Below are 17,048 nucleotides of genomic sequence, written 5' to 3'. Positions count from 1 at the left end.
CGTTCAGGCGTGATGAGCGCCAAGTGGAAGGTTTTGATTATTAGCAGGCTTAACAATCAAAGTCAGCCATACTGAGGCGAAAAGCGCCACCCCCATAAAAATATAGGAAGCTGCTGGGCTGCCGGTGGCACCGTTCAGGTAGCCGACAAACCACGAGCCGCAGAAGGAGCCCAGGGCGCCCATGCTGTTGATCAGCGCCATGGCGCCACCGGCGACGTTGCGTGGCAGCATTTCCGGAATAATGGCGAAGAAGGGGCCGTAAGGCGCATACATTGCCGCACCAGCCACCACCAGCAAGGTGTAAGAGACCCAGAAGTGGTTGGCGCCGACCGCCCAGGAGCCGATGAAGGCCAGTCCGCCAATCAGCAGCAGCGGCCAGACGAACAGCTTACGGTTCTGCATTTTATCGGAGGCCCAGGAGACCACGATCATGGCGATAGTCGCCGCCAGGTATGGGACCGAGGAGAGCCAGCCCACTTCCACCATCCCCATATTTTCGCCGCCGCTGCGGATAATCGACGGCAGCCACAGTACAAAGCCGTACACGCCGATGCTCCAGGCAAAGTACTGGGCGCAGAGCAGGATCACGTTGCGGGAGCGGAAGGCCTCGCCATAGTTACGCACCGCTTTGATGCCCTGCTGCTCACGATCCAATTGTTCCTGCAGCGCGGCTTTTTCACTCTCCGCCAGCCAGGATACCTGCGATGGTTTATCTTTCACCAGCACCCACCAGCAGAAGGCCCAGATCACCGCCGGCACCCCTTCGATGATAAACATTTCCCGCCAGCCGAAGGCCTGAATCAGGTAGCCGGAGACCACCGACATCCACAGGACCGTCACCGGGTTGCCGAGGATCAGGAAGGTATTGGCCCGCGAGCGCTCGGATTTGGTGAACCAGTTGCTGATATAGATCAGCATCGCCGGCATCACCGCCGCTTCGACGACGCCGAGAATAAAGCGAATGGCCGCCAGCGCCGGGATATTATGCACAATCCCGGTCAGGGAGGCGCAGCCGCCCCACAGGATCAGGCAGATAAAGATCAGTTTGCGAACGCTGCGGCGCTCTGCATAAATAGCGCCGGGGATCTGAAAGAAGAAGTAGCCAAGGAAGAACAGCGCCCCCAGCAGGGAAGAGATCCCTTTGGTGATGCCCAGGTCTTCGGTAATGCCTGCCGCGGAGGCGAAGCTGAAGTTGGCGCGGTCGAGGTACGCCAGGCTATACGTGATAAACACGATAGGCATGATGTACCACCAGCGTTTCGTTGCATTTGTTGAGCTATTCATAGGCTTGCCTCTGTCAATGAGGTGACATACGTCCGTCGAAACGGGCGCTGCTGTGCCGCGCTGCAGGTAGGGTACAGGGCGGCTGTTATTGTTGCGTATAAATGTTATTCGCCCAGCGCGTCGCGGGTGGGCAGCCCCTCGCTGTCGCCCTGGACCTGAATCGCCAGCGAACCGATTTTATTGCCGCGGTTCACCGCCTGAAGCAGGGTTTTGCCTTCCAGCAGGGCGCTAATCACCCCAACGGCAAAGCCGTCGCCGGCGCCGACGGTATCGACGACGTTTTCGACTTTAATGGCATCAACCGTGCCCTGTTCGCCGTTGGCGCTCTTGAACCAGGCGCCGTCGCAGCCGGTTTTAATGACCACCGCCTTGACGCCGCGCGAGAGATAGAAATCGGCGATCCCCTCCGGAGTCTGCTGGCCGGTGAGAATCACGCCCTCTTTTAAGCCTGGCAAAACCCAGTCAGCCTGGAAGGCGAGACGGTTGAGTTTCTCCACCATCTCGGCTTCGCTTTTCCACAGCACCGGACGCAGATTGGGATCGAAAGAGAGGGTTTTGCCCTCGGCTTTCATGACCTTCGCCGCATGCTCCAGCAGCGCATATGAGCTTTCAGAGAGCGCGGCGGCCACGCCGCTCAGGTGCAAATGACGGGCGCTGGTGAAGTAGTCGGCGCGAAAATCGTCCGGCGACAGATGGCTGGCGGCAGAACCTTTGCGGAAATACTCCACAATGGGATCGGTTCCATTTTCGACTTTCGATTTCATCTGGAAACCGGTAGCGAAGCGGTTGTCAATGGCGACAGCATGGCTATCGATCCCCTCTTTCGCCAGCGATTGCAGTACGAAGCGGCCAAAGCTATCGTTACCGACGCGGCTGACCCAGCCGACCTTCAGACCCAGGCGCGCCAGGCCGGTGGCGACGTTCAGCTCGGCGCCGGCGACACGTTTCATAAAATGCTCCACCTCGGCCAGATCGCCGGTTTCGGTGGCGACAAACATGGCCATAGCTTCGCCGATGGTGATGACATCTAAATTTTCCACGGCTTATTCCTCGCGTAACAAATTGACGTAGCGGCGGGTCACGGCCGTCAGGTCATGGCCAGTCAGCGGAAACTCGATTCCACGCGGCGCGTCGGCGGGAAGATTATCGAGCAGGGCCAGCCAGCGGTCGGCGGCCTGATCCGGCGGCACAGCGCGGAATTTCTCCTGATGTGGCTCCGCCGCTTTCACATGAATATAGCTGACCGCCGGCGCAAGATGGCGGGCTGCCTCTTCCGGCGAATCGCCGACCCACAGCCAGTTGCCCATATCAAACGTTAAGGTGATCGGCAACTGATGGACCCGGCAGGCAGCTTTGAAGCGCTGCATCGGCGCCAGCTGGCCGCAGTCGGTCTGGTCATTCTCCACCACCAGCGCCATGCCGCTGTCGCTGAGGATATGGCGCAGCTCGTCGAGCTGCTGGTTGTGGCGGAAATGGCCAAGGGAGAGCTTCAGCCACAGGGCGTTAAGGGTCTGCGCTTCCGCGAGCAGCGTCGGGAGATGCGGGTTAAGCTCGCCGTTGTCGGCGAACAGCGCCTGGGGCGCGGAGTAGCAAGCCAGCAGGCCGTGGCGCTCGATGGCGGCTGCCAGCGCCGGCAGGGCGTTGAGCTCTTCGGCGCTGAACAGCTCGCGGCGGATTTCGACGCCGTCCGCGCCGGCGTCGGCGATAAACGGCAGGACGGCGGCCTGGCCGCCTAAGGATTTAACATGGTCATTACCATAGGCAGCGGTAACGACAATAATTTTTCTGGCCATCGCGCTCTTACTCCCGGCGTTTGTTGCTTAATCTCCTTATTACGCTAGATGGTATCGGTTCCATAAGAAAGGGCGAGATGTTTAATTTATGATCGGCATCACGAAGGATCGTTAACGGGAGGTTGATCCGCGGACGATAAGCTCGCCGGAAAAGACCCGCTCGCAGATGGGGTCGTTAGTGCCGGCAATGCGCCGAATTACCTGTTCCACCGCCGCGTAGCCGATCTGCCACGTCGGTTGTTTGAGGGTGGTGATGCCGACGCCGGCCAGCTCCGCCCACTCCAGTTCGTCGAAGCCCAGCAGGCCGATATCGCTGCCCCAGATCAGGCCGACGCGCTTCAGGGCGCGGGCCACCTGCAGCGTCAGCGCGCCGTTGGCGGAGATCACCGCTTTGCGCATCCCGCGGTGGCGGGCGTGGAACTGGCGCAGGACGTTGTCCATCATCGCGCCGTCGTTGAGCTGTACTTCGGCGTTTTCGGCCACCACGCCGTGGTGGCGGGCGAGCGTGGCGCGAAAGGCGCTCAGGCGCTCGCGGCGGGTATTGACCGAGCCCAGCGGTTCGCTGAGAAACAGGATGGCCTCAAAGCCTTTCTCCACCAGGTGTTCGGTGGCGGTGGTGGCGGCCTGAGCGTTATCAAGCCCGACCACATCGCAGGCGAAATCGGGGATTTTACGGTCAATCAGCACCATCGGCAGGGCCGACTGCTGCAGGCGGTTCAGGCCATCCTCCCGCATGCCGACCGCGTTGACGACGATGCCTTCCACCTGATAGCTGCGCAGCAGGTCGAGATAGTGCAGCTCCTGGTCAAGCTCGTTATTGGTGTTGCACACCAGCAGGGTAAAGCCCTTTTCCCGGCAGGCCGCTTCAATGCCGCTCATGACATTGACCGAATAGGGGTTGGTGATATCGGCGATGATCAGGCCGATGAGGCGGGTGCGGCCGTGCTTGAGGCCGCGGGCCATCAGGCTGGGGCGGTAGTCGAGTTCGGCAATGGCTTTTTCAATACGTGATAACAGATCGTCGGAAAGCAGGTGCTTCTCGCCGTTAAGGTACCGTGAAATGCTGGTTTTGCCGGTCTTTGCGGCTTTCGCCACATCGCTAATGGTTGCACGCGCCGCTTTCGCCATGATGGCTTCCTTTGCTGAAAATCTGCCAACACCTTAGCGCGAAAAATAGCGATATCAAGCATTTTGCCCGGCAGAGGCGCGGCCGGGCAACATGAGGATGCGCTTATTGCAGCGGGCTGAGGGTGATTTCCACGCGACGGTTCTGCGCCTTACCTTCCGCCGTGCTGTTGCTGGCGATCGGGTTCGCCGGCCCCATGCCGGTGGTGCGAATGCGGTTGGCCGCCACGCCCTGGGTGATCAGCGCGCTGGCGACGCTGTCAGCACGCTGCTGCGACAGACGCATATTCAGATCCTTACTGCCGGTGCTGTCGGTGTAGCCGACGACGTTAACGGCGGTTTTCTCATACTCTTTCAGCACCATGGCCACGCCGGTCAGGGTGTTGGCGCCGGCCGGTTTCAGGTTGGCGCTGTTGCTGTCGAAAGTGACGTTATTCGGCATGTTCAGCACGATATTGTCACCATTTCGCGTCACGCTGACCCCGGTTCCCTGCATTTTGTCGCGCAGCTTCTCTTCCTGCACGTCCATATAGTAGCCTATGCCGCCGCCCAGCGCCGCGCCTGCCGCTGCGCCAAGCAGCGCGCCTTTGCCGCGGTCATGTTTGGAAGAGGAGAGCGCGCCGACGCCAGCGCCCACTAAGGAGCCAATACCTGCGCCAATACCGGATTTACCTGCTTCACGCTCACCGGTATAGGGGTTGGTGGTGCAGCCAGAAATCGCCAGGGTGCCGCTGACCAGCGCCGCAATCATAAGTACGCGTTTTTTCATTTAATGTCCTTAATCCTTTTTATTCTTTGTCACAGCGAACGTGACGGTTGATTATGACGCGCGAATACGTAGAAAATTCCCCAAACACCATCTCATTTTGTAAATAACATTGAACGGCGCCGATCGCACCGTCACCACACCTGCTTTCGCTGACCAGGAGCTGCCCTTGCCAACCTCATCTGCAACCAAAACCATTTTAACCGCCGCCCATTGGGGACCGATGCTGGTGGAAACGGACGGGGAAAACGTCCTCTCCTCCCGCGGCGCGCTGGCGACACCGTTTGCCAACTCGCTGCAAACGGCGGTGCGCGACCAGGTGCACAGTAAAACCCGCGTGCGCTACCCGATGGTGCGCAAAGGTTTCCTTGCCTCTCCGGACAAGCCCCAGGGGGTCCGCGGTCAGGATGAATTTGTGCGGGTGAGCTGGGAGCAGGCGCTGGATCTGATCGATGCCCAGCATCGTCGGATCCGCGAAAGCTACGGACCGGCCTCTATTTTTGCCGGCTCCTACGGCTGGCGTTCTAACGGCGTCTTGCATAAGGCGGCCACCCTGCTGCAGCGCTATATGAGCCTGGCGGGCGGCTACACCGGCCATCTCGGGGATTACTCCACCGGCGCGGCGCAGGCGATCATGCCTTACGTCGTGGGCGGCAATGAGGTGTATCAGCAGCAGACCAGCTGGCCGCTGGTGCTGGAATACAGCGAGGTAGTGGTGCTGTGGAGCGCCAACCCGCTGAATACGCTGAAAATTGCCTGGAACGCCTCCGACGAGCAGGGTATCCCGTGGTTCGACCGGCTGCGCCAGAGCGGAAAACGCCTGATCTGCATCGATCCGATGCGATCGGAAACTGTCGATTTCTTTGGCGATTCGATGGAGTGGATCGCGCCGCATATGGGCACCGATGTCGCGCTGATGCTGGGTATCGCCCATACGCTGGTGGAGAATGGCTGGCAGGACGACGAGTTTCTTGCCCGCTGCGCCAGCGGCTACGAGATTTTTGCCCGCTATCTGACCGGCGAAAGCGACGGCGTGGCGAAAACCGCCGACTGGGCGGCGGCTATCTGCGGCGTCGCAGCGGATAAGATCCGCGAACTGGCGAAACTTTTCCACGAAAACACCACTATGCTGATGGCCGGCTGGGGCATGCAGCGCCAGCAGTATGGCGAGCAGAAACACTGGATGCTGGTCACCCTGGCTGCGATGCTGGGGCAGATTGGCACCCCGGGGGGCGGGTTTGGTCTTTCCTACCATTTCGCCAACGGCGGCAATCCGACCCGCCGCGCGGCGGTGCTGGGCTCGATGCAGGGGAGCGTGGCCGGAGGCGTGGACGCCGTGGAGAAGATCCCGGTCGCGCGGATTGTCGAGGCGCTGGAGAACCCGGGGGCGGAGTATCAGCACAACGGCATGGCGCGGCGCTTCCCCGATATTCGCTTTATCTGGTGGGCCGGCGGCGCCAACTTTACCCATCATCAGGATACCAACCGCCTGATTCAGGCCTGGCAGAAACCAGAGCTTATCGTCATCTCCGAATGCTTCTGGACCGCCGCCGCGCGTCATGCCGATATCGTCCTGCCGGCGACCACCTCGTTTGAGCGCAACGATCTGACGATGACCGGGGACTACAGCAATCAGCATCTGGTGCCGATGAAGCAGGTGGTCGCCCCGCAGGGTGAAGCGCGCGATGATTTCGCGGTCTTTGCCGACCTCAGCGAACGCTGGGAGGCGGGCGGCCGCGAGCGCTTTACCGAAGGGAAGAGCGATCTGCAGTGGCTGGAGACCTTCTATCAGATGGCCGCCCGGCGCGGCGCCCAGCAGCAGGTGACGCTGCCGCCGTTTGCCGAATTCTGGCAGGCTAACCAGCTGATTGAGATGCCGGAGGAGCCGGAGAATGCCCGTTTCATCCGCTTTGCCGCCTTCCGCGACGATCCCCTGGCCAACCCGCTGAAAACGGCGAGCGGTAAAATTGAGATCCACTCGCCGACCATCGCCGCCTTTGGCTACACCGACTGCCCGCCGCACCCAATGTGGCTGGAGCCCGACGAGTGGCATGGCAACGCCGAGGCGGGGCAGCTGCAGCTGCTGTCGGCCCATCCGGCCCACCGGCTGCACAGTCAACTGAACTACTCCGCGCTGCGCGAACGCTATGCCGTTGCCGGACGCGAACCGTTGACTATTCATCCGCAGGATGCCCGGGCGCGGGGGATTGCCGATGGCGATCTGGTGCGGGTGTGGAACGCCCGCGGTCAGGTGCTGGCCGGCGCGGTGGTGACGGAGGGGATCCGCCCGGGGGTGATATGCCTGCATGAAGGAGCGTGGCCCGACCTGGATCCGGTGGCGGGCATCTGCAAAAACGGGGCGGTGAACGTCTTAACTAAAGATATCCCAACATCCCGCCTGGGCAACGGCTGCGCCGGTAACACCGCCCTGGCGTGGCTGGAGAAATATACCGGCCCGGCGCTGCCGCTTACGGCATTTGATCCGCCGGCCAACGCATAATCCAGGTGGGGTGCTGAGTATCGTCCTGCCATGCGCAATCTTCAATGCGGAAGCCTTGCGCATGGTAGAAACTGACCGCTGATTCGTTTTTCTGATAAACCTCAAGGCTAAGCCAGGCGTAGTGCTGCTTGACTTCATCCAGCAGCGCCCGGCCAATGCCCTGGCGAATAGCGTCCGGCGCGACGAACAGCGCGCCGACGAAACGGGACTCCAGAACGCTGACAAAGCCTTTTAGCTCCCCGTCGTGCTCCCAGACCCAGGTGCTGGCGGCGGGAAGATAGACATCCCGTACCACCGCGACGCTGTCGCGCCAGTAGCTTTCGCTGATAAAGGGATGGGCATGAATCGTACTTTCCAGCCACAGGTCCAGCAGCGGCAGGTTATCTTTAGCGTCCCACTTGCGGATCATCCTGACCTCCAGGGTGACAGAAGCAGCCGGTGACATGGTCGTTGACCAGCCCGCAGGCCTGCATAAAAGAGTAACAGATTGTCGAACCGACAAACTTAAAACCGCGTTTTTTCAAGGCCTTAGACAGCGCATCTGAGGCCGGCGTCGTGGTCGGGATCTCCGCCAGCGTCGCCGCGCGGGTGACCTGGGGCGCATTGTCGACGAAGGACCAGACAAAATCAGTGAACGACTCGCCATTTTCCTCCATCGCCAGATACGCCCGGGCGTTGCCGATGATGGCCTGGATTTTTCCCCGATGGCGGATAATCCCGGCATCCTGCAGCAGTCGCTCGACATCTTCATCCCCCATCGCCGCCACCCGCACCGGATCGAACTGGTGAAAAGCCTGGCGATAGTTTTGCCGTTTTTTTAACACCGTGATCCATGATAACCCGGCCTGCTGACCCTCAAGGCAGATCATTTCAAACAGCCGCTGGGATGCTTTTTGCGCGACACCCCATTCGGTATCGTGATACTCGATATATAACGGATCCTGACTCACCCATCCGCAACGCTGCATAGCTATTTCTCCCTCTGCGCTAAAAAAGTGGACGCCCCGGCTTGACGACTGAAAGATAAAGATAATAGTTAATACAGGGAAATCGTATCCCCCAAAAAAACACAGCAATAATGCCGATTCGGCTCTTTTCTGGAGTCGCATTAATGATAATAAAGAAATGCAATGGCCTCCGGGGGTTCTTGTTCCCGGTGTGCGTATCCGTCTGGGTGTCGTGTGTCTCTGGAGCGAATGCCTGGCAACAGGAATATATCGCTATCGATACAAAAAGTAATACGTCGGAACGCTATACATGGGATAGCGATCACCAACCACGCTATGAAGATATCCTCGCCGAGCGGATGAAGTCGTCTGAAACGCCGGGCGGACTGGCGTTAAACCAGGGGTTGGCGCCGCCGGACAGCAGCCGTGGGATGAGCGTCGGCTGGAATTATCTGCTGGCAAACGGCATGACCTCCGGGCCGGTGGCCAGCCTGCGCAGCGACTACACCGCGCCGGCGACGAAAAGCGTGGGCGAGACGGGATATGTCAACACGCTCGGCTGGCGTATGGATTATCAGTCGCTGTGGGGCGTGCACCCTTGGGCGCAGGTGAGCTATAACCAGTCGCTCGCCAGCGATGCCTGGTCGCCGACCACCCGCGCCAGAGAGGGCGGCTGGAGTGATGTCACCCTGGGCGCCGATATGCCGCTGGGATCGCATGTGGCGGCATGGGCCACGCTGTCACAGGCGGACAACGTCCCATCGGGGGAAAATACGCTCTATCTGATGGGGGTCAGCGCCAACTTTTGACCCGCGATTGTTACGCATTTGAAACGATGTGGTTATTGTTAAATCTCAGTAATGGCGCATTTCTGTGAGATAGCGCACACTAACTTTTTCCCTGAAATTCGCGGAATGAATGTCATGCAATGTCATTCATTCCGCCATTAATGCATTTCATTCCCTGCTGATGGCAGTTCATGCCTTTTTCCCCCACTGGATGAGGGGCCTTCGCTATTGTGGCGGCAGTTAATTTATCAGGACAACTGCTATGAACGCTGCAAACCGTCAATCGACCCGCTGGCTTACGCTTATCGGCACCATCATCACCCAATTCGCTCTCGGTTCGGTTTATACCTGGAGCCTGTTTAACAGTTCACTGTCTGACAAACTGGGCGAACCGGTCAGCCAGGTCGCCTTCTCCTTTGGCCTGCTGAGCCTCGGGCTGGCGCTCTCTTCGTCGGTCGCCGGCAAGCTGCAGGAGCGTTTTGGCGTGAAGCGCGTCACCATGGCCTCCGGGATCCTGCTTGGTCTGGGCTTCTTTCTGACCGCCCACTCCAGCAGCCTGATGATGCTGTGGCTGAGCGCTGGCGTGCTGGTGGGGCTGGCGGACGGCGCCGGTTATCTGCTGACCCTGTCGAACTGCGTCAAGTGGTTCCCGGAACGCAAAGGGCTGATCTCCGCCTTCTCCATCGGTTCCTATGGCCTCGGCAGCCTGGGGTTCAAATTCATTGATACTCATCTGCTGGCCACCGTTGGTCTGGAAAAAACCTTCGTTATCTGGGGCGCTATCGTGCTGGTGATGATCGTCTTTGGCGCGACCTTGATGAAAGATGCGCCAAATCATACGGCGACCACCACGGCCAACGGCGTCGTGGAAAACGACTTCACTCTCGCCGAATCGATGCGTAAACCGCAGTACTGGATGCTGGCGGTGATGTTCCTGACGGCCTGCATGAGCGGTCTGTATGTGATTGGCGTGGCGAAAGATATCGCGCAGGGAATGGTCCACCTGGATGTCGCCACGGCGGCCAATGCGGTAACGGTTATCTCAATCGCTAACCTTAGCGGTCGCCTGGTGTTAGGTATCCTGTCCGATAAAATTTCCCGCATTCGCGTGATCACCATCGGTCAGGTGGTGTCGCTGGTGGGGATGGCCGCGCTGCTGTTCGCTCCGCTGAATGCCATGACCTTTTTCGCCGCCATCGCCTGCGTTGCTTTTAACTTCGGCGGAACCATCACCGTCTTCCCATCGCTGGTCAGTGAATTCTTCGGTCTGAACAACCTGGCGAAAAACTATGGTGTGATTTATCTGGGTTTTGGTATCGGCAGCATCTGCGGTTCCCTCATCGCTTCGCTGTTCGGGGGCTTCTACGTCACCTTCTGCGTGATATTCGCCCTGCTGATTATTTCGCTGGCGCTTTCCACCACCATTCGTCAGCCGAAAGGCAGTGTCTATAGCGAGGCGCATGCCTGAAACCTGCAGCGTGAAACGTGCCCCTGATTAATACCCTAAGCAAATAGTGCCAATCCAGCCAAATATTTTGTAAATGTTTGGCTGGATCACATTCCCTCCTGATACTTTTCCCGTTCCCTGTGGTCTACTTATCGCGCTTTGTAGAGGTTTCTGATAACCAACCCTAACGCACCCTATTAGCCTACTGACTCATGCCACAGCGTCAGGCGGTGTTTTATTCTTCTTTTTCCAGGTTTGCTTGCATGAAATATATTAGAACGATGACGCAGCAGAAGCTTAGTTTTTGGCTGGCGCTGTACATCGGCTGGTTTATGAACGTCGCCGTTTTTTTTCGGCGTTTCGATGGTTATGCTCAAGAGTTCACTGTCTGGAAAGGGCTTTCCGGTGTCGTTGAACTGGTGGCCACGGTCTTTGTCACCTTCTTCCTGTTACGTCTTCTGTCGCTGTTCGGTCGCCGTATCTGGCGCATTCTGGCGACACTGATTGTTCTGTTTTCCGCCGCCGCCAGTTACTACATGACGTTCCTTAACGTGGTGATTGGCTACGGGATTATCGCCTCGGTGTTGACCACCGATATCGACCTGTCGAAAGAGGTCATCGGCTGGCATCTGATCCTCTGGCTGGCGGCAGTGAGCGCGCCGCCACTGCTGTTTATCTGGAGCAACCGCTGCCGCCATACGCTGCTGCGCCAACTACGTACCCCGGGCCAGCGGGTTAAAAACGTGCTGATCGTGGTGTTGGCCGGCCTCATCGTCTGGGGACCTATCCGCCTGCTTGAGCTGCGCCAACACGATGTCGAGCGCCATTCGGAAGTGGATATGCCGAGCTACGGCGGGGTGATCGCCAACTCCTACCTGCCGTCGAACTGGCTGTCGGCGCTGGGGCTGTACGCCTGGGCGCAGGTGGATGAATCCTCAGATAACAAATCGCTGATTAACCCGGCGAAGAAATTTACCTACGTCGCCCCGGAAGGGCTCGATGACACCTACGTGGTGTTTATCATTGGCGAAACCACCCGCTGGGATCATATGGGCATCCTTGGCTATAGCCGTAACACCACGCCAGAGCTGGCGAAAGAGAAGAATCTGGTCGCTTTCCGCGGCTACTCGTGCGATACCGCCACCAAGCTGTCGTTACGCTGCATGTTTGTGCGTCAGGGCGGGGCAGAGGATAACCCGCAGCGGACCCTCAAAGAGCAGAACGTCTTTGCGGTGCTTCATCAGCTGGGCTTCAGCGGCAATCTGTACGCCATGCAGAGTGAGATGTGGTTCTACAGCAACACGATGGCCAACAATATCGCCTATCGCGAGCAGATTGGCGCCGAGCCGCGCAACCGCGGCAAGAGCGTTGACGATATGCTGCTGGTGGATGAGATGAAGCGCGGTATGGAGCAGGGCAACGCCTCTGGTAAGCACCTGATCATCCTCCACACGAAAGGCTCGCACTTTAACTACACCCAACGCTATCCGCGCAGCTTCGCCCAGTGGAAGCCGGAGTGCGTCGGTGTTGATAACAAGTGCTCGAAAGCGGAGCTGATCAACTCCTACGACAACAGCGTGACCTATGTCGATCACTTTATCGTCAGCGTCCTCGACCAGCTGCGGGATAAGAAAGCGATTGTCTTCTATGCCGCCGACCATGGCGAGTCGATTAACGAGCGAGAACATCTGCACGGTACGCCGCGCAAGATGGCGCCGCCGGAACAGTTCCGTGTGCCGATGATGGTCTGGATGTCGGATAAATACCTGGAGAATCCGGATCATGCCGCTGCGTTTGCCCATCTGCAGCAGCAGGCCGCGATGAAGGTGCCGCGCCGCCACGTCGAGCTGTACGACACCATTATGGGCTGCCTCGGCTATACCTCGCCGGATGGCGGGATCAACGAGAACAATAACTGGTGTCGGTGGAAAAAGTAAGACAGCGGATTTTTCAGATTCTCGGGTCTGTTTTCCTTTCCTGAGCCCAGGATAAGCTAATCCCTCGCCGGCGTCCGCCGGGCGAGGGATTTTTTTGCACAGCGGATGTGTCTGGCAGGTTGCCTCTTCTTCTTTGAATACCCTCCAGTGTTCCCGCTCCTCCTGTGCAGCCACTTTTCACGGAGAGAAAGGATGAAGGTAATAAAGGGGTTGGCCCTGCTGTGCCTGCTGATGCTAACGGGCTGTCAGTCCGAAGAGGAAACCCGCCAGTTCCTGCTGGCCTGTAAATACGATGCGCCGGCGACGATCGAAGCCATGCTGAATAACGGCATCGATGTGGATGGTCAGGATAAAACCGGCTTAAGCGGCCTGATGGTCGCTGCCGCGGAAAATCGTCGCGAGGTGGTAGCTCTCCTGCTTAAGCGTCAGGCGCAGCCGAATCTCCAGACGCGCCAGGGCGTCACGGCGCTGATGCTGGCGGCGGCGCGAGGCAGCGATGCGGCGCTTATCGGCGATCTTCTCCAGGCGGGCGCGTCGGTGAATCAGACCACCGTCGATAAGAGCACGGCATTGATGTCCGCCATTGCCGACGGCGGGGACGTCAGAAGCGACTACCAGCATATTCTGGCGATGAAAAAGCCCGATGCGCCTGTGGAGGAGCAGAGTGCGCTGGACAAGATTGTCGGCGCAACGGCGGCGAAATCGCTGGCGACGGGCAGCCGCGCGCTGATGACGGAAGACATGGCGTTACAACTGGCCCCCGGCGCGTTTAAGAAGAACGTTGACGAGATCGTGGCGTTGCTGATCGGGCATGGGGCGGACGTGAAGGCCGTCAATGCTTCAGGGGAATCGGTCTTTTTCCTCGCTGTCGATCACGCGCGATCGGCGGAAACCATCACGACCCTGGCCAACGCCGGGGCGGATACCAGCCTGGCGGATAAATCCGGCACCACGCCGCTGATGCTGGCGGCGGCGGGGGACGATCCCAATCTGGTGCTGGCGCTGTCAGCCTCCGGCGTGAAGGTGGATAAGCCGAACCGGGAGGGGCTCACGGCGCTACAGGTGGCGGCGGGTCAGGGGGCGCCTGCGGTGATCGCGGCGCTGGTGCAGCGCGGCGCAAAGGTGGACCAGCTCTCCGCCAACGACCTCAGCCCGCTGATGCTGGCGGTCAAAATGAATAATAAAGCCAATGTCGAGGCACTCCTCGAGGCCGGCGCCAGCGTCAATCTCAGCAATAAGGCAGGGTATACGGCGATTGGCTACAGCCGGGCCGGTGAGGTTCGCCAGCTGCTGCTGGCGCAGCATGCCGAGCTGAAAGGGCAGGCCGCGCATATGGCGCAAAGCGAACTGCAGTTCTGCGCCAATGCGTTTGCCGACAAGCTGGCGTACAGCGACATCGCCCGCGCGGTAAACAACGATACCCGCCCGGACATTATGCGTCATCAGCATACCTGCCCGGGGTTGGGGGAACTGACGATGCTGCTGGGAGAGTTTACATTCAAACCGGCGGGCCCAACTTATCTCGGTGAGCCGGTGACCTGTAAGGTAGCGGAGCATCGCAAAGCGTTTGAGGTCAGCTGCCGCTAAAAAAGCGGACCAACCGGCGATTCGCTGCGCAGGGTGCTGAGTTTCTCGCCGGTTGAACGATTTTTTGAAAATAAGGCATTGACGGGTAGGCATCCCAGCAGTAAGATGCGCCCCGCATTCGGTGATTGGCGCAGCCTGGTAGCGCACTTCGTTCGGGACGAAGGGGTCGGAGGTTCGAATCCTCTATCACCGACCAAATTCGAAAAGCCTGCTCAATGAGCAGGCTTTTTTGCATCTGCGGCCAGTGAGGATGAGAACCTCCGGGGGCAGGAGGTTCGACTCGAGCGAAGCGAGAGAACGTTGCGTCAGCAACGGCCCGCAGGGCGAGCCACAAAGTGGCGAGTCATCCTCTATCACCGACCAAATTCGAAAAGCCTGCTCAATGAGCAGGCTTTTTTGCTTCTGCGGCCAGTGAGGATGAGAACCCCGAAGGTTCGCTCCAGATCTCGTAGGCCCGCGCAAGCGCAGCGCCGCCGGGCACCGTCTGCAGTCTCCCGGCCCAAAACCGCATCAAAATCACAAAAAACATCTTTACCCCCGTTTCCAGCCAGCTGTTCGCTATTTTGTGACATCTTCCATTGCATTTTTTTATCGATGAACAGATCTTTTTTCGCGAAGCTTATGGCTGAATACAGCATTTTCCGCTGTGCGTTTTAACGTTCACGCTATTAACCGCTCACATATTGGTCACATAGCAAGAAATTTTTCTCATTTACTGGCATTGTTTCCCACTGGGTGTCGCAAATTAATAAGGTCTTTATTCTGCATATTAGCCAGTAGCATAAATTTCTCTGCTGAAAATAGCGTCTTGAAGTTTTTTTAATCTTTGCCTGTCGTTTCTCACGCTCGATGTAAAACCCGGCTGGCTGTATTGACGTTTCCCCATTCTGTTGACAGATTGTAGGGCATGAGGGGCATTTCATGGAGAATCCGTACTGCAACTCAGTCGTTTTTGCGAAAGGAATCCCCATCTCTCTCAACGCCTTCGGGCACCACCGACTGGACCGGGTATATTCTAAATAGTTCGAATTGCGGGAAGGCGGCAAGCTTGAGCATCCCCAGGAGCATAGATGGCTATGTGACTGGCTTATTGAGCACAGCCAACGCATCCATCATTCGAATATGACGAATAAAAATAAATAAAGGTCCGGCGGATATATGCAAACAACATCACAGTTTTGGAGCAGAATAATGAGTATTTCCTTGAAGAAATCAGGGATGCTGAAGCTTGGTCTGAGCCTTGTCGCCATGACCGTCGCTGCCAGCGTGCAAGCGAAAACCCTGGTTTATTGTTCAGAAGGCTCGCCGGAAGGCTTTAACCCACAGCTCTTCACCTCTGGCACCACCTATGACGCCAGTTCCGTACCGATCTACAATCGCCTGGTCGAATTCAAAACCGGTACGACGGAAGTTATTCCTGGACTGGCTGAAAAATGGGAAGTCAGCCCGGATGGTAAAACCTATACTTTCCACCTGCGTCAGGGCGTGAAATGGCAGGATAATAAAGACTTTAAACCAACCCGTGACCTGAACGCCGATGACGTGGTGTTCTCCTTCGATCGTCAGAAGAATACCAATAACCCGTACCATAAAGTTTCTGGCGGCAGCTATGAATACTTTGAAGGGATGGGGTTACCCGACCTGATTAGCGAAGTGAAGAAAGTGGACGATAAAACCGTCCAGTTCGTCCTGACCCGCCCGGAAGCGCCGTTCCTCGCTGACCTGGCCATGGACTTCGCCTCTATTCTCTCTAAAGAGTATGCCGACAACATGCTGAAAGCCGGCACGCCGGAAAAAGTAGACCTCAATCCTATCGGTACCGGTCCATTCCAGCTGCTGCAGTATCAGAAAGATTCCCGCATTCTGTATAAAGCCTTCCCGGGCTACTGGGGCACCAAGCCGAAGATCGATCGTCTGGTCTTCTCCATCACCCCGGATGCCTCCGTGCGCTATGCCAAGCTGCAGAAAAATGAGTGCCAGGTGATGCCGTATCCGAACCCGGCGGACATCGCGCGCATGAAGGAAGATAAGAACATTACCCTGCTGGAACAGCCGGGCCTGAACGTCGGTTATCTCTCCTTCAACACCGAGAAGAAACCGCTGGACGACGTGAAAGTTCGTCAGGCGCTGACCTACGCGGTTAACAAAGAAGCGATCATCAAAGCCGTTTACCAGGGCGCAGGCCAGGCGGCGAAGAACCTGATCCCGCCGACCATGTGGGGCTATAACGACGACGTTAAAGACTACACCTACGATCCGGAGAAGGCGAAGCAGCTGCTGAAAGAAGCGGGCCTGGAAAAAGGCTTCACTATCGATCTGTGGGCGATGCCGGTACAGCGTCCGTATAACCCGAACGCCCGCCGTATGGCGGAGATGATCCAGGCCGACTGGGCCAAGATTGGCGTCCAGGCCAAAATCGTCACCTACGAGTGGGGCGAGTATCTGAAACGCGCGAAAGCGGGCGAGCACCAGAGCGTCATGATGGGCTGGACCGGCGACAACGGGGATCCGGATAACTTCTTCGCCACCCTGTTCAGCTGCGCCGCGGCGAAAGACGGCTCCAACTACTCGCGCTGGTGCTATAAGCCGTTTGAAGATCTGATTCAGCCGGCCCGCGCCACCGACGACCACAACAAGCGTATTGAACTGTACAAACAGGCTCAGGTAGTGATGCATGACCAGGCTCCGGCGCTGATCATCGCTCACTCCACCGTTTACGAGCCAGTGCGTAAAGAAGTCAAAGGCTATGTGGTGGATCCGCTGGGTAAACACCACTTCGATAACGTCTCTGTCGAATAATAAGCACGATGCCTGACCCCCTCTCCCCGCGTGGGAGAGGTGGGGGGCGTATTCCCGCTATTCCGGGGAATGCTT

The 17,048-nt window shown here is 58.1% G+C and carries 13 protein-coding genes, 1 tRNA gene and 1 other RNA gene; 8 read left to right on the top strand and 7 right to left on the bottom strand.

The features are described from left to right. Window positions 1-3 precede the first annotated feature (3 nt). The 5 genes from ACQUTI_RS19935 to ACQUTI_RS19915 form a co-directional block, all read right to left on the bottom strand. On the bottom strand, window positions 4-1,284 hold the full coding sequence (locus ACQUTI_RS19935) for an MFS transporter (RefSeq protein WP_004205006.1): 1,281 nt from the start codon (window positions 1,282-1,284) through the stop codon (window positions 4-6). 104 nt (window positions 1,285-1,388) lie between these two features. Continuing rightward, a complete protein-coding gene (locus tag ACQUTI_RS19930; RefSeq protein ID WP_004205005.1) occupies window positions 1,389-2,324 on the bottom strand; it encodes a sugar kinase in 936 nt (311 codons plus the stop codon). 3 nt (window positions 2,325-2,327) lie between these two features. Then, on the bottom strand, window positions 2,328-3,077 hold the full coding sequence (locus ACQUTI_RS19925) for a sugar phosphate isomerase/epimerase family protein (protein WP_017900019.1): 750 nt from the start codon (window positions 3,075-3,077) through the stop codon (window positions 2,328-2,330). A gap of 111 nt (window positions 3,078-3,188) precedes the next feature. Continuing rightward, entirely contained in the window at window positions 3,189-4,205 is a 1,017-nt protein-coding gene (locus ACQUTI_RS19920) for a LacI family DNA-binding transcriptional regulator (RefSeq protein WP_004205002.1), read from the bottom strand. Window positions 4,206-4,308: 103 nt separating this feature from the next. After that, complete coding sequence (locus ACQUTI_RS19915; protein WP_254465588.1) at window positions 4,309-4,971, bottom strand: OmpA family lipoprotein; 663 nt, start codon at window positions 4,969-4,971, stop codon at window positions 4,309-4,311. Window positions 4,972-5,137: 166 nt separating this feature from the next. Here ACQUTI_RS19915 and ACQUTI_RS19910 point away from each other — a divergent pair, with 166 nt between their 5' ends. Next, a complete protein-coding gene (locus ACQUTI_RS19910; RefSeq protein ID WP_080838364.1) occupies window positions 5,138-7,468 on the top strand; it encodes a molybdopterin guanine dinucleotide-containing S/N-oxide reductase in 2,331 nt (776 codons plus the stop codon). Here the strand turns inward: ACQUTI_RS19910 and ACQUTI_RS19905 are convergent. Beyond that, window positions 7,437-7,877: an N-acetyltransferase gene (locus ACQUTI_RS19905; protein ID WP_064178630.1), complete on the bottom strand. Its 441-nt coding sequence runs from the start codon at window positions 7,875-7,877 to the stop codon at window positions 7,437-7,439. The two genes, ACQUTI_RS19910 and ACQUTI_RS19905, sit on opposite strands and share 32 nt — an antisense overlap. Continuing rightward, complete coding sequence (gene tag, locus ACQUTI_RS19900; protein ID WP_004204998.1) at window positions 7,855-8,436, bottom strand: DNA-3-methyladenine glycosylase I; 582 nt, start codon at window positions 8,434-8,436, stop codon at window positions 7,855-7,857. The genes ACQUTI_RS19905 and tag overlap by 23 nt, the downstream gene beginning before the upstream one ends. 206 nt (window positions 8,437-8,642) lie before the next feature. Here tag and ACQUTI_RS19895 point away from each other — a divergent pair, with 206 nt between their 5' ends. The 7 genes from ACQUTI_RS19895 to dppA all read left to right on the top strand — a co-directional run bounded on the left by ACQUTI_RS19895 (window position 8,643) and on the right by dppA (window position 16,973). Beyond that, window positions 8,643-9,224, top strand: coding sequence for an autotransporter outer membrane beta-barrel domain-containing protein (locus ACQUTI_RS19895; RefSeq protein ID WP_072140522.1), 582 nt, complete (start codon window positions 8,643-8,645; stop codon window positions 9,222-9,224). A gap of 241 nt (window positions 9,225-9,465) precedes the next feature. Next, window positions 9,466-10,671, top strand: a complete 1,206-nt coding sequence (locus ACQUTI_RS19890) for an L-lactate MFS transporter (protein WP_004204995.1) — start codon at window positions 9,466-9,468, stop codon at window positions 10,669-10,671. A gap of 242 nt (window positions 10,672-10,913) precedes the next feature. Further along, window positions 10,914-12,587: a kdo(2)-lipid A phosphoethanolamine 7''-transferase gene (gene eptB / locus ACQUTI_RS19885; RefSeq protein WP_048295705.1), complete on the top strand. Its 1,674-nt coding sequence runs from the start codon at window positions 10,914-10,916 to the stop codon at window positions 12,585-12,587. Window positions 12,588-12,779: 192 nt separating this feature from the next. After that, on the top strand, window positions 12,780-14,174 hold the full coding sequence (locus tag ACQUTI_RS19880; protein ID WP_064178631.1) for an ankyrin repeat domain-containing protein: 1,395 nt from the start codon (window positions 12,780-12,782) through the stop codon (window positions 14,172-14,174). Window positions 14,175-14,293: 119 nt separating this feature from the next. Next, window positions 14,294-14,370: transfer RNA gene (locus ACQUTI_RS19875), tRNA-Pro, on the top strand. A 34-nt stretch (window positions 14,371-14,404) separates the two neighbouring features. After that, window positions 14,405-14,537: non-coding RNA, RtT sRNA (locus ACQUTI_RS19870), on the top strand. A gap of 828 nt (window positions 14,538-15,365) precedes the next feature. After that, entirely contained in the window at window positions 15,366-16,973 is a 1,608-nt protein-coding gene (gene dppA / locus ACQUTI_RS19865; RefSeq protein ID WP_023319303.1) for a dipeptide ABC transporter periplasmic-binding protein DppA, read from the top strand. The last annotated feature ends 75 nt before the right edge of the window (window positions 16,974-17,048 follow it).

Origin of the sequence: Klebsiella sp. 7-CIP_Kleb. (genome assembly GCF_050378655.1) — a bacterium.
Taxonomy (GTDB): Bacteria; Pseudomonadota; Gammaproteobacteria; order Enterobacterales; family Enterobacteriaceae; genus Klebsiella; species Klebsiella quasipneumoniae.
The sequence above is the reverse complement of the archived record's forward strand: the minus strand, read 5'-3'. Positions and strand labels throughout refer to the sequence as shown.

Coding starts and splice junctions, on each gene's coding strand:
- ACQUTI_RS19935 (WP_004205006.1), bottom strand. CDS start 1,284: ATGAATAGCTCAACAAATGCAACGAAACGCTGGTGGTACATCATGCCT.
- ACQUTI_RS19925 (WP_017900019.1), bottom strand. CDS start 3,077: ATGGCCAGAAAAATTATTGTCGTTACCGCTGCCTATGGTAATGACCAT.
- ACQUTI_RS19920 (WP_004205002.1), bottom strand. CDS start 4,205: ATGGCGAAAGCGGCGCGTGCAACCATTAGCGATGTGGCGAAAGCCGCA.
- ACQUTI_RS19915 (WP_254465588.1), bottom strand. CDS start 4,971: ATGAAAAAACGCGTACTTATGATTGCGGCGCTGGTCAGCGGCACCCTG.
- ACQUTI_RS19905 (WP_064178630.1), bottom strand. CDS start 7,877: ATGATCCGCAAGTGGGACGCTAAAGATAACCTGCCGCTGCTGGACCTG.
- tag (WP_004204998.1), bottom strand. CDS start 8,436: ATGCAGCGTTGCGGATGGGTGAGTCAGGATCCGTTATATATCGAGTAT.
- ACQUTI_RS19890 (WP_004204995.1), top strand. CDS start 9,466: ATGAACGCTGCAAACCGTCAATCGACCCGCTGGCTTACGCTTATCGGC.
- eptB (WP_048295705.1), top strand. CDS start 10,914: ATGAAATATATTAGAACGATGACGCAGCAGAAGCTTAGTTTTTGGCTG.
- ACQUTI_RS19880 (WP_064178631.1), top strand. CDS start 12,780: ATGAAGGTAATAAAGGGGTTGGCCCTGCTGTGCCTGCTGATGCTAACG.
- dppA (WP_023319303.1), top strand. CDS start 15,366: ATGAGTATTTCCTTGAAGAAATCAGGGATGCTGAAGCTTGGTCTGAGC.